Below are 15,337 nucleotides of genomic sequence, written 5' to 3' on the forward strand. Positions count from 1 at the left end.
TATTTTCTTCTTCTTCTTCCTCTTCATCTTCCTCTTCCTCTTCATCTTCTTCTTCCTCTTCTTCCTCTTCTTCCTCTTCTTCCTCTTCTTCCTCTTCTTCCTCTTCTTCCTCTTCTTCCTCTTCTTCCTCTTCTTCTTCTTCTTCCTCTTCTTCTTCTTCTTCCTCTTCTTCTTCCTCTTCTTCCTCTTCTACTTCTTCTTCTTCCTCTTCTACTTCTTCTTCTTCCTCTTCTAGATTATTATTATCATCGTAATCTATGTCATTGTATTCTTCATCATCATAATCTTCTTCTTCGTCCATATATTCATCTAAATCTTCAAAATTAAAATCATCATCATCATAATCTTCTTCTATACTGCTATACATTGCACCATCTTCTGTATTATTCTCAGTATTGTCGGATGTATTTTTAGGAAGATCGCTTTCAATACTTGGCATAGGTTCTTCATTTTCTTTTTTTACTGTTTTTGTTTTGTTAGGATCATAAGGCTCTTGAGTTGGAACAAAGGTGCTCTTTAATAGTTTTTTTGTAAAACTTTTGTCTTCATAGTATTTTATTTTCTTTGATTTTATAGGATAAGTAGATTCTATTAAAAGTATTTGCTCATCTCTAGGTAACATTATTACTTCTTGAGGTAATAATAGAGCTCTTTGTGTTTCTGATATATGTAATGAACGGGATGCAGGGTTCAAATCTAGAAATTTAGGTCTGTTTAAAGACTCTTGGTTAACAGTTTTATTTCCTATTAACTGTGATATTAAATTTGCAGTTTCTATATTATTTGCGGCAAAAGTTATTCTATAAGTAGAGTTTGATAAAAATGAGTTCATTCCTGCTTCTTCATATATACCCTTGAGCTGTTCAGTATCTTGAATAATCAAAAATAGTCTAACTCTATATCCACGAAAATATGCAATACCAGTTTGAAATTGCTCCATTTTTCCTAATGTTGGAAACTCATCCATTAAGAACAATACACCGTAAGGTTCATCATCTGATGGTAAAGTTCTACATAAAAATTCTGTAGCTTGTTGGTAAAATACTTGCATTAAAGGTCTAAGGCGAGTTAAATTATCTGGTGTTAATCCAACATATACTGTTACTTTTTTCCTTTTAAATTCTTGAATATTAAAATCACTTGAAGCTGTTGCTGTATCTATTAATGGGTTTGCCCATAATTCTAAAGATGAGTTCATGGTTGATACAACACCTGAACGTTCTTTATCTGCTTTTTGTAAAAATGCAGCTATATTCATGTATGCAACTGGATGAATCTTTTTCCCTATTGTGTCTAATACTACTGCTAAGTTGTATACTACGTCGTCGCTACGCATTGTTCGTACAACTTCTCCGAAAGATTTTACTTTTTCTGGTACTGCTAGTAAGTATAGTACTACTCCCACAAATAAGCTGCGTGCTTCGTTGTACCAAAAATCTTGTTCTGGCATTATTAGATTGGCAATTTTTTGTACATCATCTACCATTTGTCCTGGCTTAGAGCTTATCCAGTCTAATGGGTTGTAGCAGTGACTTATACCATCAGGTTGTGCTGGGTTCCAAACAAAAACCTCTTGTCCCCTTTTTTTTCTCCACCCACTTGTAAGGTCATAGTTTTCTAATTTTATATCGTGTACTACTACAGAATCTTCCCAGAACAATAAGTTTGGTATTACGAAACCTACACCTTTTCCAGATCCGGTTGGTGCAAATAATAAGGCGTGTTGATAACCATCTGCAATGAGATACCCTCTTTTATCTTTCCCTAGTAATATTCCTTTTCTACTACGTAATCCTATTTTGCGAATATCTTTTTCTGTTGCCCATCTTGAATCTCCATGCAGTGATTCTTTCTTCTTGAATGGTCTCCAATCGAATAATATATTTCTAAGGTTCCATAATACTATGCTTAGGATTCCTACTGGTGTACATAGTGATGTTATTAACTTAAGTAATAAAGCTGCATCATATGCAGAAGGGTTATTCCACCAATGTTGTACATAATCAAAAATAGTGGGCCAAATTCTATCTGGAAAATCGCTCAAGCTAGGGTTTATGGCATTAAAATCTAGATAATTTGGTCCCCAGACCATTAAGATGAATAATACACCTGATAAATAAAAGCAAAATTCCAGTCCAAAAAATGCACCTAAAACAAGGAATAAAATATTGCGTATGTGGTTTGCACTTATACTATCCATAAAAACAACAATTTAATTATAAAAAATTTACGTATCATTTAACTATTTTTCTGTAAAGATTTAGTGAATAGTATTTCTGACACATATCTTACACCTCCTGATGCTCTTTTCAATTGTATTACTATATCTACTATGTTAGTAATATAGTTTATAATTTGATCTGGTGGTATACCAAGTCCTGCTTGCATAACCATTAGTTTCAATTGCTCCAATGCCATCATTGGTGTATCTGCATGTAAAGTAGATATAGATCCAGGATGACCTGTATTGATTGCTCTTAAAAAGCTAAATGCTTCAGCTCCACGTAATTCTCCTACTATTATTCTATCTGGACGTAATCTCAAACATGCTTCTATTAGGTCTTGAGTAGTAACTTTAGCCCTACCTTGTCCTCCTTTTGATGAAATGAGATGTACTCTGTTTGGGTGGTTACTTAATACAATTTCTCTTGCATCCTCTACTGTAATTAGCCTTTCATCTTTTGGTATACTTCGTAGCGCTGCGTTAGTGAAAGTTGTTTTTCCTGTTGATGTACCACCGCTTATTATTATGTTTTTTTTGTTTATTACTGCACATTCTAGAAATTGTTTAATTTTTTTTTGTTTTAGTAATTCATTTAATTCATTGTCTATAGGATTTTCTTTAGTTTCTGTGATGGCCTGATCAAATGCTCCCATTTTCTCGTAGTCATCCAATGAAAGCTGCATAGCTGATGGCTTTCTGATTGACATGGCTACTGCGGTTGCTTCACAAGCTGGTGGAAAGACAATTTGTATACGATAACCATTAGGTAGAGTTGCGGATAATAATGGATTTTCTTCACTTATCTTCTGTTCTGTAGCTTGTGCTATTAACCTTCCTAGTGCTTTTAAGTGGGATAAATTAAGGATTGGAATGGATTCACAGCGTATGTTACCTCTATTTTCTACCCATACTTCACATGATTGATTTATAGATACTTCGTTTACGCCATCTTCATTAAAAATAGACTGCAATGGTTCAAGGTATGTATCTAAAGCTGCATAACTTGTTGTCATATAAACCTTTATATTAATTTATAATATTTATTCCACGTACTGCTGCTTTTGGAAATACAATATCTTTATTAACAAATACTTTTAACAAGGTACCTTGATCTACATATATTGTAGGGTTGTTATCTGAGTATCTCTTTATTATGTCTTTCATAGAATTTGAAAAGTCGTCTACTGCTTGAGATAGAATTTTTACAGGCAATGTAGTTTTTGTTTTAGATTTATCTTTATCTTTGTCTTTATCTTTATCTTCACTATCCTTACTATCTTTGTCCTTGTTTTGTTCTACAATGGGGTGATCATTTATTTCAGGTATTTTTGATGTAGCATAAGCTGTTGCTGCAGATACACCAGCTAGTAATATTGTGGAAGTTAATATATTACCTATTTTTGTATCAACAACACCTGAAGCACCTTGCCTGCCTAACTCGTCTGTTCCGTTCCCGTCAATTGCTATGTCGATACCGTGAGGCAAAATGACTCTATTCCAAGATATCTGTACTCTTGTTTTTCCTGGGCCTGCATTGAAAGAATAATTTCCTATTAGCCTAGATCCTTTTGGAATCATTACTATATTACTTGCTTCGGCGTAAACATCACGTGCTACTATTCCTCTTAATGTACCTTGTAAATCTGAATTGATAGCAGTTTCTAGTACTACATCAATTATTTTCCCTTGTAAAATTGTTAATTCCAAATTGTTTACTTTGGTTGCTACAACATTTGGAGAGGATGTCGGTTGTAAAGAAATAATAGAGTTGTTATTATTATTTATTATGTTTGAAATAGCTGATTCTGCTCCTTCAGCTGTCATTTCTTGTCCTCCTGAAATTGCTAACATTGATGTAGCTCTTCTTTCTTTGTCATAACCTGTTGTTGTAGGTGCAATAGGTGCAGCAATTTCTATTGTGTTTTGAGCAGGTAGAGGTATTTTTGGTAAAATGTCAGTTTCAGGTTTAGGCTGTGGTTGTAGTACTGGTGGTTGCTTTTGCTTGACCTCTGGTATTTTTGGTATTTCTAGTACTTTAGGTCTTTCAACTGTTGGAATTGATGGTAGAGATGGTGATACTAGAGGTGGTAATTCTGGTAATTGTGGTGGGATATTGATTGCTGGAGATACCTCTTGCGCTGGTGGAGTAGATTCTTTTAACAATTTTTCTATATCTACTTCTTCTATTGATTGAGATTTATTGAGATCATTGTCTGACTTTTTCCCTATGAAGAAGTAGTAATAAGAGAAACCTAACCCAGCAAGAATTATTCCTATTGTGATGAATTTTTTTCCTTTATTTACTCCAACAACATTTACACTCTCTTCAATCTCTGTGTATTGGTTATTTTGATTTTCTTCTGACATAGTGTACCGTGATGAGTTTTATTATAGTTTTTTATTGGTAATTTTCACAGATTCATTCTTATATTCCAGATGTAAGTTTTTATGTACACCCTTTATTATTACATAATTATTTAGTAATAACATTTTACAAGGTACTTTTTCACCTAAATCGTTATATATAAATACTTGAGGGATAGTTTGGTTATTGTTTGCAAACTTAAAGTATGTAAGTTTGCCGTCATCAAATAACTCCACAGGTAATTTTTTTTGATCTCCTAGCTTTGTGTTTACTAGGTAGTTATCACTTGTAATGTTAGGTTTTATTACTATATGCTTCTTTACCTTGTGTGAATTACTAGGGATGGAAATGTCTGGAAGGTTTATTTTGTTTAAATCAAAATCTTCTTCAGTTTTTGGATAATAAAAACGTACTATATATGCTAAATCTCTTAGATCAGAATACTCTGCTTCAGTATCTTTTTTGTCATTATCTGTTTCACCTGCGCTACGACATATCAGGTCAAAAGCATAACTTCTCCCCTTACTCGTTTCTATGAGCATGTTTGTTTTTCCGTTTTTTTCTAATGGAATTATAAAAAGCTTGTTATCTACTGGCTTTACTTTCCAACTTACGGTATCACCTATTGCTAACATTTTTATAGTTTCACCTTTTGAAAATTCAATATATGAGTGATATCCATAATTAAACACTACATTATATATTTCGTTATTACTGTATACAAAAGTTTTGATTCTGCTGTCTATTGTAACAGGGTTATTGGCTATGTTTATAGCATGTGCATCATCATGAAACATAATCATTATTAAAGCTAGTAATAATGTAGTATAAATTTTATAGAAATTCATCATCTGCCCTATAATAAGTTATTTGAAATCCTAAAGGATTGATTTGTCTCTCTTGTTCGTTCATTTCAAGAGTTGCGTATTGAAATGATAATGTAGCTATTCTATCTCTTTTTATTGTACCATTTGGATGGTTGAATTCTAAAGAAAATCTAATTTGCACATTTCCTGGACGTAAGTGCTGTAAAGATCTAATTTTTAGATATCCTGATGTTACATTTGCATATAAGTTCAAAGGACTTGCAGGATTGCTTAACCTTATCCAATTACGAAATTCACTATATGTTGTTTGGTTGGAAAATAAACGAACTTTTGTGTAGTAATTGTATTGGAAGTTATTGGGGTCAAAAAGTTCTCTAGATCTTACATATTCTATTATGAAGTAATTATTTAAAACTTCATCTGCTGAATATTGTTTAACTGATACTGGATTTACTAATGTTGTAATTCCAGATTTCTTTTCTATTTCTACCACGAATGGCTCAATAGTTCTGCTCTTGCTTATATTCGAGATGACAAAGACACTAATTCCTACTGCACTTAGTGCAAGCACTGTAAAAAACAGTAGCATGTTCCTTTGTATTACAACTGAATTATACCGGCTGACATGCCAATTATATGTTGTTTCTAAATTTGCATTTAATGGTTTTTTATTATCGCTTGTGTTATTCTTTTTTTTAAATTTATTAAACATACGTATCATCAACCTTATAGTTTTAAGCTATATTAACAAAAATTTTTGTTAATTAGATGGTCAACAAAGAGTGTATAATTTATTTATTTACATCAGATTAACATTAGTATGTAAAAATAGCATAAAAAACACTTCCAGCTAACATGACCTAATCTTTTAGCTTTGGTATTGATATAATTAATATTATGTTGGTTTGTGTCAACAAAAATAGGTAATATTTTTGTAACTTGTATGCCATTTTTTTTAATTTCTGAAATTTTATTTGGATTATTTGTTAATAACTGTAGTTTTGAAATTCCTAATTTCTGCAGTATTTTTATGGCTGGTGTAAATACCCTTTCATCATCTTCAAATCCAAAAAACCTATTAGCATCTACAGTATCAAAATAGTATTTGGTTTGTAATTGATATGTTCTTATTTTATTAGCTAATCCTATACCACGGCCATCTTGAGCTAGGTATAGAATTATGCCACCTTTATTTTCTGTCATTAATTTTATAGCTGTATGCAATTGACAGCGACAATCACATGATAAACTATTAAGTAGATCACCAGTGTAACATGATGAGTGAATTCTAACTATAGGATTGCTGTAGTCTGGGTTTCCTATAATAATTGCATAGTGCTCAAGTTCTCCAGTGTGTGATCTGTAAACTTTTATTTTAGCGTTCAGACAATCTTTTAAGAATAAAGGAGAGCTACATACTTCTTGAATTTCATATTCTTCATTGTAATTATCTATAATTTCTTGTTTGACTGGTGTGATATTATTTTGAGTGCACCATTGTAGTATATCAGACCTATTAATATCAATAACAATTGCTGAAGGTAATAATTTTGTTAATTTTATTATTGAAATAGCAGTTTTATCTAAGGAATTTGTGCTAACAGTTATATCATCAGCAGTAAGTGAACTTTTTTTATGGAATTCTTGGTCTGTTAATAAAGAAGATATGTATTCTAAATCATGGTGTGTCTTAATTTGAATCCTAGAAAGGCGATTTCCTGGTGATTGAAATATGAAGTTTAATCTGTTTCCAGTAACTAATATGTTAATATCTTGAAATTTTTTTTTCAGAGCACTTAATAATTCATTGTTTGCTAGCTCACTAGGGAAAATTAGTAAACTGTCGTTATTATTGTATAGTAATACTGGTATACCGCATCTGAGTTCGGCAATAGACTTTTCTGTAATATATTTGTTGGAACGAAATCTGTTAAATAAATTTTCCATCATTGTGCTCAAATATTACATGGTGCGGTTGAGAAGACTTGAACTTCCAAGGTCTTTATCAAACCACAGCGACCTCAACGCTGCGTGTCTACCAAATTCCACCACAACCGCGTCTTATAAAACCTTAATCCTAAATAAATTCATTGTATATGTCAATGTTGCTTGTTAACTATTAAATTAATAACTTTCTTTAATTTTAAAAAGAAGTACTACACTTAAATTGTAGTTGAAATTAGATTCGTTGTAAAAGAATTTATTATGAGGCAAGTTTACTATTATTTTATAAGTAAACTACTGTAATTTTTAATTTGAGGTGTTTAGTAAATTATATATTTTGAACAGTGAATTTGCATTTTTAGTAATTGTTAACATGGCGTGAAAATTTTGCTCCTGTAAGGTCACTCAAGTATAGTGTTACTAAATTTTAAACATCAGTTTTTTTGGATTGGGCTACAAAAAGTACTCCTTCAACTTGTGACCCGTATATTTTACAGTAACTAGAGTAGTTGCATTCCAATCCTGATTCTTCAATACATAATTTTATGTATTCATCTGAGTGACAGAAAAAATCTCCTTCGTTAATGAATTGAAATCCTGAACCTTGTTTTCTTCTTGTGAGACCAATCACAATACCATTTGTATCTAATATTGTTTTCAAAAGTTTAAAGATCGGGTTTAAGCTGCCGGTATACTGTAGTACCTCAGTTAAAATGATAACATCATATTTTTTCTTATCTTGATTTTTTTTAAGGAAATCAGCAATGCTTATATGTATCAACTCATTGTAAGCCTGTTTCCCGTTTACAAAACAACCTCTTGCTATATTTATCATTTTATTTGATAAGTCAATGCCTGTTATATAATTGCCTATGTTTTTCATTCTTAAAAATTGTCCGCATATACCTGTACCGCATCCAAGGTCTAAGATATTTAAGTATGGAAATTTATCACCAAAAAAGTTTATTATTAAAGATTTTACATATTCATGAGCTTTGTATTGTTTTGCTATGAGCCAGTGTTCTACAAAATGTTCACTAGTGTAATCAAAGTATTGCTTTATAATATTTTCAGGTACGTATACAATATTTGTTGGGTTTGTTATCTTGTTTAAGTAGTATAAAGCTTCTGCGTAATTGTTATCTAGTTCTATTGCACGCATAAGGTTTTGTTTAGCTTTATTTAAATTTTGTAAAGCAAAATAACACCTTCCAAGGTTATAGTATGCTACTGGTAATTTAGGTTTAAAAATGCTAATAAGACGAAATCTGAATTTTGCGTCTGAGATGTTTCCTTTATAAAAATGATATAAACCAAGGTCAATATTAGTTTCGAGTAGGTTTTTTAATTTTTTTTGTAATGAGATAGTTTCTTTTTTCATGGAGATGATTTTGTTTTTTATGATTTGAAGAAGATCATGCAGCTTCGGTATTGCTTTATTAATACTTGATATTAAGGACGATACGTTACATTTTGTTATGAAGAAATTACTTTTCATACTCCACTCGTCAAATTTTGATTTAATACTAATATAGCATAAATATGTTATAATGAATAAACATAAACATATTGTTAAATTGGTAAGATAAAGTTTTCATATAGCTTCCTGTGGTGCTCTATTGATTTAATTATTATGTTAGTTTTTTTTGCAAAATCTTTATATGTATTTAATTCATCTTCTGATTTTTCTATTTGAGAAATATATCTCAAAAATTTTAAATGCATATTTGATATTACAAAATGTATTATACGTAAGTCTATAAATCTGGAGATTATATCATTAAGAGCATGAAAGTTTTTTCCTGTGATTTTTGACAGTAGGAAAAGCATTAACTTGATATTAAAATGTATAAGTATCATTATATAGATTACACAGCACAATACTACACTTAAGCAACCAATCATTACTGCACGTGAATAATTGGATTCTTCGCTCCCGTCTAATGAAGGAATATCACAGGTGAAAAGCACTTTCATTTTGTGGTAAAGTGCCATCATAGGTACAAAACAGAGAACTAACATTCCATTTATGGTTGTTTCTTTTAGTTTCATAAAAACTCACTCATCATTAACTGATATTATAACATAACTATGTATTGTATAAAAGTTTATTGATCTAAGAAGTTGATATAGTATTTTATTAGGTACAGTAGGTGCCATGAAATGTATATGATACTATCCCTTCCATTAAAATAGTGTTATCATTCTGGTATGATATTAATAGATTACCACCTTGCAAACATATTGTTGCTGTTGTATCAGTATATTGACGTCTTACTGCTGCAACTAATGCTGCGCATGCACCACTACCACATGAAGCTGTTTCTCCAGTGCCACGTTCCCATACTCTCAGTTTGATTTTGTTTCTGGATACAATTTCTGCAATACTAATATTTGCTCTTTTAGGGAAAAGATTGTGATTTTCTAGTTCTGGTCCTAATTTGTCTAGTGGAATTGTTTCTATTGAATTTACAAAAAATATTGCATGTGGATTGCCTACATTTATTCCTACAGGATCACTTAGCATTTCTAGTGTTATTGGTAGGTGCAATGTATCACATTCTTGAGATATAGGTATATCTGTCCAATGAAATTTTGCTATTCCCATGTTAACTTGTACTGTGTTTTCTGATATCCTTAAGCATGATAATATGCGGTCAGCTAGCTCAATTGTTACATTGTTTTTTTGTTTTTCATTGCTTAATAGATATGCAACACACCTTGCAGCATTACCACACATTTCAACTTTACTTCCATCTGCGTTATATATATGCATGAAACAATCAGCTTTTTCAGATTTTGTTATAACAATAATTTGATCACACCCAATGCCTATTTTCCTGTTAGCAATTGCTTGATAATCAATGTTATTGTAGGACTTACTTCTGCAATCTATTATGACAAAGTCATTAAGAGTGCCATGCATTTTTATAAAATCTATCATATTTAATAAAAAGAGAAAAGTGACTTTATTATTGTGATCTATTTTGACAAGTTTTTAAATACTTATTTTGTCAAAAATTTTATTGTGTTGTCTTGTTAGGATATTAGTAAGCATTGATTACTGAAACATGTATGTAATTAAGAATGTAGAATTTTAGAAATGGTATTTGATAATCTAATAGTGTCAATTAAGCATTATATATGATGTTTAGTAGAAGATTGCTATTTTTCTATATTAAGTAAAACTCATGTAATAGTGTATAAATACTTGGCTATATACTTATAGAACTTTTTAGTAACTGTACTGCTTCTTTGTGTTCTGCAATAAAACTTTCCTCGATGCTCCTTGGAAGTTTTATATTGAAATTAGAGTTAAAGAATTGAGATATGTCTTGTAATCTTGCAATGTTGTTCTTTTTTTTACTAATAAATTTATGAGAAGAAATGCCTTTTAATATTTCAATACTGAGAAGTTTATTTAATAACACTGATTCCATTGTTGTGTTTATTCTTAATAGAATATTACTAATAACGTTGTCTGTTGGTAACGATATGTTGTGGTTCTTATTGTATATTGTTATTATATATAGGCATGATACTTGTAATAAATGTGTTTGTTTGTATTTTTGATTTTTTACTATTTCCCATGTTATTTTGTAGGGTTTTGTTTCGTTTCTGTTGTTTATAAATGGAACATCTGACATTTCTTTGCCTAAAAGAATCAATGACGATATTATAGGTGCTGATAGTTAAATAATATATAATGATGACATTTATTTTTGTATTGATAGGAAGCAGAAATATGTATCTTCTGTAGATCTAATAATAATCTTTGAATATATTTTTGCTGACTAATTTGGTGTTTGTTTGTCATATTATATAAATTGTTACCTAATACTGGATATTTTAATACTTAGTCAAGGTTTTGTGTGTAGATAGTTACTAATAATTGACATTGTAATGAAGAATTAGTGCTTTTTGCACCTGAAGCATGCTTGTTAATGACAAATGTGGTGTTATGCATTGCATTTAATGAGAAATATGTAATTTAAGTATTGTAGTTCCTAGTATTGTGTGTTTGTTAAGTATTTATTACATTATTGAGATAGAAGATGTATCAAAATGTTAAAATACACTTCTAGTGCTTATGATATTGTATGTAGTAATTCGTGTATTAGTATATTGAATGATATTAAAATGTTAATATCTGTTCTAATAAATTAATAAATGTAAAGGTATTAATATTTTTTAATTTTTTGCTGTTTGTGATATAATGTCAAGACTATAGCTGTTTACATGCAAGTTTTGTTAAGTGATATAGTAGTAAAGTTGTGTATTACTGTGAGAATAAATTTGATTTTGTGCTAAAAAACACTTAATAAATTTTTTATAGTTTATAAAGATATTTAACTATTTTAGTGATTTATTAAATTGTTAAACAAGGTAACTTATATGTTAAAGTCTAATGATTTTGCTTTTCGTGATATGAAAAAAATACAAGATTTTAGTTGTAGTGGTAAGACAGTATTACTACGTGCAGACTTAAATGTACCAGTGGATAATGGTGTAGTATTAGATGATACTAGGATTGTTAGATTGACTACAACTATTAAGTACTTATTAAGTAATGATGCAAAAATTGTAATAATGTCGCATTATGGGCGCCCTAAATCCTATGATAAAGAATTTTCTTTGAAATTTTTGATTGAGTACCTAAATAAAATATTTACAACAAATGTAATGTTTATAGATGGTGTAATTGGGGATTATGTGGAACAAACTATACAATCTGCACCATTAGGTTCAATATTATTACTGGAAAATTTGAGATTTTATGCAGAAGAAGAAACAAATGATTTAACATTTGCTAAACAGCTTGCTTTGTTGGCTGATATATATGTTAATGATGCTTTTTCTTGTTTACATCGTAAACATGCATCTATAGATGCAATCACTAGATTAATTCCTTCTTTTATTGGTTTTAATTTTCAGGAAGAAATGAAGTACTTGAATTGTGTTGTTTCGAATAGTGAGAAACCAGTTGCAGTTATAGTTGGTGGCTCAAAAATATCAACAAAAATTCACATGTTAAAAAATCTGACTAAAAAGGTGGATTTTTTGATAGTGGGTGGAGCTATTGCAAATAATTTTTTGCTCTCACAGGGTCTGAAAATAGGAAGATCATTGTATGAAGAGTTAGAGAAAGATCTTGTAAAGGAAATTATGGATCTTGCTAAAAGACATGAGTGTAAAATTATTCTTCCTGTTGATTATGTAGTAGCTAAGAATTCTATTTATGGGAAAAGTACAATAAAAGATGATGATACTATAGAATCTGATGATGTAATATTAGATATAGGCCCCCAAACTATTAATATGGTTAATGCAACAGTAAGTAAGTGTAGAACGATTTTATGGAATGGTCCATGTGGGATGTTTGAAAAAGAACCTTTTTCAAAAGGAACATTTAGTATTGCAAACTTATTAGCAAAATTAACTACAGCAGGTAAACTTAAAAGTATTGTTGGTGGTGGTGATAGTATATGTGCAATCAAGTTATCTGGTCTTTCAAATGATGACTTTACTTATATTTCAACGGGTGGAGGTGCATTGCTACATTTTCTGAGTATTGCATAATAAAATATTTAATTATATGCATGTGAAATGTGATATGGATAAAAAATGCCTAATAGCGATTCAATATTACTATACTATTTAAAATTAACAAAAAATATTACTGTAAGTAAATTGTGTGCTTAATGAAGTCACTTGGTCTTTCAAGTAATGACTTTACTGATTTCTCAGTGATAAAATGTTGAGTTGATAGCAGATCTAGCATTCCCATAGTTTCTGCAATTGATCATGAAATTGATTTCACTTTAATTGATTATACAGCAGATATGCATGCACCAACCCCGGCTGTAGTAGAAATTGTTTTACCAACATCAACTGATAGAGCTGTAAACAGTGAATTCAATTATGAAATATTCTGGCTTATTTTCTTTATTGCTCATTATAAAATGTAGGGACGTTTATATGAATTGTTTATTCATAGTATGTCGATAGTGTCATTTTGTAAAACGTTATGAATGTTTAATATACGAAAATTACTTAGATTACTATTTTACTATAGCTTTTACTATTCCATCTTTTAGTTCAATTGAAATAATATCATTTGATTGTAACTTTTTTATACTATTGATGTGGTTATTGTTTATATCATATAGTACCGCATATCCTGCTTCTAACATTTTTTCTTTATTGAATTGGTTGATTTTACAGTATAACTCATTTAGGAATTGTTTTTTGTTTAATAACATTATTTTGAGTAGTACTTCTATTTTGTTTTTATGTTCAAGTAACTGAAGTTTTAATACTTTTGTTTTATGTTTAGTTTTCATTAAACTGTTATGTAAGTAAAACAATCTGTCTTTTTTTGTGTTTGTTTTATAATGTAAAATAGTTTTTATTTTGTTGAATCTGCTATTTATGTGTTCTACTAGTTGAGTTTTTGTTGGTAAAACAATTTCTACTGCAGCTGTAGGGGTAGGTGCACGTATATCTGCTGCATAATCAATCAAAGTGAAATCAGTTTCATGACCAATTGCAGAAACTATAGGTATGTTAGATCCAGCGACTGCCCTTACCATTTCCTCGTCATTAAAAATCCATAAATCTTCTATGCTTCCTCCTCCTCTAGCAATTATTATTACATCTGGTCTATTTATTTCAGAATTATTGAGTTTTGATATTGCATTTATAATTTGATTAATAGATTCATTGCCTTGTACAGATACTGGAGATATTACTATATGGCTTGGGAAACGACTTTTTACTCTGTTTAGTATATCGTTGATCACTGCGCCAGTGGTAGATGTAATTACACCTATAATTTTAGGTAATAGAGGTAAGGGTTTTTTGTTTGATTGGTTAAAAAGACCTTCTTTTTCTAACTTTGCTTTTCTTTGTTCGAGCATTATTTTTAAGTTACCTATTCCAGCTAATAACATGCTTTCTGTTATTAGTTGATATTTTGATTGGTAAGTTGTTAAAAAGCCAAAACATATGACTTCTAGCCCATTTTTCAGGTCAAATTCTATTTTAGTGTTGTTCCAACATACTGCGTTAAGCACAGCATCATCGTCTTTTAATGTAAAATATGTGTGTCCAGATTTTGGTTGTGATAAATTACTGATTTCCCCCCTTACTTTTATATGTGTAAATGTTTCGTGTACGAAATTTTGAAAGATTTTTGTGAGTTCACTGACGGTAAATTCTGGTATCATAGGAATACAATTTCAAATAGATTACCTATTTTTATTTGTATACTATCTGTATCTTTTGGTGCATGTATTATATGTTCAAATTTGTAATCTTGCTTGCTGGGAATAATATCTGTTTTATGTAGGTTTAATTTTTTTGAAGCTACTGCTTTTTTTTGTTTATTATAAAGCACAAGCTGTATACCAGGTATGAATCTTTCATGATCCGATTGATTCTTAATGGTACCTTCAACCTTTATTGCTATGTTATGTTCATCTTTTTTGAGAATTTTGATTTTAGAGTCTGCTAATTGTATGTTTGTCGTGTCATACATTTCTATTATGCGATAGATCTTTCTAAATTTGTATGGGATGTTATTTTGAAGCATAACAGAAAGTGAAAATATTAGTAATATTGTTGTACATACTGACAGTATTTTCTTGAAAAAAGAATGGCTTGTTGGGGAATAATGCTGTGAAGTATTCTTGCCAGCCTGTAGGTTAGGGTTAACTGTAGATTCTTTATTTATATAGTTTTTCTCATGATAATCTACAGCTTCGTCTTCAGATGGTATATGCGTCCATGTATTGTTACAGTGTGTACATCTAACTTTTTTGCCTTCAACAGGAAATTTACTACTATCTACTCTGTAAACTGCTTTACAATTTTTGCATTCTATCCGCATTAAACACAGGCTTGTTGATTATGTATTATAACATAATATAGTCTATTATTACGAATATGTCTACAATGTATGTGGTATACGTAATC

Annotated in this window: 14 protein-coding genes and 1 tRNA gene; 2 read left to right on the forward strand and 13 right to left on the reverse strand. The window is 30.3% G+C overall.

Annotated features, from left to right (window positions below; all coding sequences use genetic code 11):
• The 11 genes from DRF75_RS02400 to DRF75_RS02450 form a co-directional block, all read right to left on the reverse strand.
• Positions 1 to 2,200, reverse strand: a 2,200-nt coding sequence (locus DRF75_RS02400) for a type IV secretory system conjugative DNA transfer family protein (RefSeq protein ID WP_129992600.1), incomplete at its 3' end; no start/stop codon positions are given.
• Positions 2,201 to 2,238: 38 nt separating this feature from the next.
• Entirely contained in the window at positions 2,239 to 3,237 is a 999-nt protein-coding gene (gene virB11 / locus DRF75_RS02405) for a P-type DNA transfer ATPase VirB11 (RefSeq protein WP_045171225.1), read from the reverse strand.
• Positions 3,238 to 3,250: 13 nt separating this feature from the next.
• The gene (locus DRF75_RS02410; protein WP_045171226.1) at positions 3,251 to 4,591 is read right to left on the reverse strand and encodes a TrbI/VirB10 family protein; all 1,341 of its coding nucleotides are present in this window, start codon (positions 4,589 to 4,591) and stop codon (positions 3,251 to 3,253) included.
• A 21-nt stretch (positions 4,592 to 4,612) separates the two neighbouring features.
• Positions 4,613 to 5,437: a P-type conjugative transfer protein VirB9 gene (gene virB9 / locus DRF75_RS02415; protein ID WP_235424728.1), complete on the reverse strand. Its 825-nt coding sequence runs from the start codon at positions 5,435 to 5,437 to the stop codon at positions 4,613 to 4,615.
• Positions 5,424 to 6,128 carry a VirB8 family type IV secretion system protein gene (locus DRF75_RS02420; RefSeq protein ID WP_045171236.1) on the reverse strand — a complete coding sequence of 235 codons (705 nt, stop codon included), beginning with the start codon at positions 6,126 to 6,128 and terminating at the stop codon, positions 5,424 to 5,426. Before DRF75_RS02420 ends, virB9 begins: the two co-directional genes overlap by 14 nt.
• A gap of 92 nt (positions 6,129 to 6,220) precedes the next feature.
• Positions 6,221 to 7,363 (reverse strand): GTP cyclohydrolase II, encoded by a 1,143-nt coding sequence (locus DRF75_RS02425; RefSeq protein WP_045171237.1) that lies wholly within the window; start codon positions 7,361 to 7,363, stop codon positions 6,221 to 6,223.
• 20 nt (positions 7,364 to 7,383) lie between these two features.
• A tRNA-Leu gene (locus DRF75_RS02430) sits at positions 7,384 to 7,474 on the reverse strand.
• Between the two features lie 313 nt (positions 7,475 to 7,787).
• Complete coding sequence (locus tag DRF75_RS02435) at positions 7,788 to 8,858, reverse strand: methyltransferase domain-containing protein (protein WP_045171228.1); 1,071 nt, start codon at positions 8,856 to 8,858, stop codon at positions 7,788 to 7,790.
• Positions 8,859 to 8,932: 74 nt separating this feature from the next.
• Positions 8,933 to 9,412 carry a hypothetical protein gene (locus tag DRF75_RS02440; RefSeq protein WP_045171229.1) on the reverse strand — a complete coding sequence of 160 codons (480 nt, stop codon included), beginning with the start codon at positions 9,410 to 9,412 and terminating at the stop codon, positions 8,933 to 8,935.
• Between the two features lie 88 nt (positions 9,413 to 9,500).
• Positions 9,501 to 10,304 (reverse strand): diaminopimelate epimerase, encoded by an 804-nt coding sequence (dapF, locus tag DRF75_RS02445; protein ID WP_045171230.1) that lies wholly within the window; start codon positions 10,302 to 10,304, stop codon positions 9,501 to 9,503.
• Between the two features lie 271 nt (positions 10,305 to 10,575).
• Positions 10,576 to 11,007, reverse strand: coding sequence for a hypothetical protein (locus DRF75_RS02450; RefSeq protein ID WP_045171231.1), 432 nt, complete (start codon positions 11,005 to 11,007; stop codon positions 10,576 to 10,578).
• A gap of 748 nt (positions 11,008 to 11,755) precedes the next feature.
• Here DRF75_RS02450 and DRF75_RS02455 point away from each other — a divergent pair.
• Positions 11,756 to 12,940, forward strand: a complete 1,185-nt coding sequence (locus DRF75_RS02455; protein WP_082020006.1) for a phosphoglycerate kinase — start codon at positions 11,756 to 11,758, stop codon at positions 12,938 to 12,940.
• 200 nt (positions 12,941 to 13,140) lie between these two features.
• On the forward strand, positions 13,141 to 13,329 hold the full coding sequence (locus DRF75_RS05245) for an exodeoxyribonuclease VII large subunit (protein WP_129992604.1): 189 nt from the start codon (positions 13,141 to 13,143) through the stop codon (positions 13,327 to 13,329).
• Positions 13,330 to 13,422: 93 nt separating this feature from the next.
• Here DRF75_RS05245 and xseA read toward each other — a convergent pair whose 3' ends face one another.
• Together xseA and DRF75_RS02470 are read right to left on the reverse strand one after the other, a co-directional pair.
• On the reverse strand, positions 13,423 to 14,589 hold the full coding sequence (xseA, locus tag DRF75_RS02465) for an exodeoxyribonuclease VII large subunit (protein ID WP_045171130.1): 1,167 nt from the start codon (positions 14,587 to 14,589) through the stop codon (positions 13,423 to 13,425).
• Positions 14,586 to 15,251, reverse strand: a complete 666-nt coding sequence (locus DRF75_RS02470) for an MJ0042-type zinc finger domain-containing protein (RefSeq protein WP_045171131.1) — start codon at positions 15,249 to 15,251, stop codon at positions 14,586 to 14,588. Before DRF75_RS02470 ends, xseA begins: the two co-directional genes overlap by 4 nt.
• Positions 15,252 to 15,337 lie beyond the last annotated feature (86 nt).

Origin of the sequence: Ehrlichia minasensis (assembly GCF_004181775.1) — a bacterium.
GTDB lineage: Bacteria > Pseudomonadota > Alphaproteobacteria > Rickettsiales > Anaplasmataceae > Ehrlichia > Ehrlichia minasensis.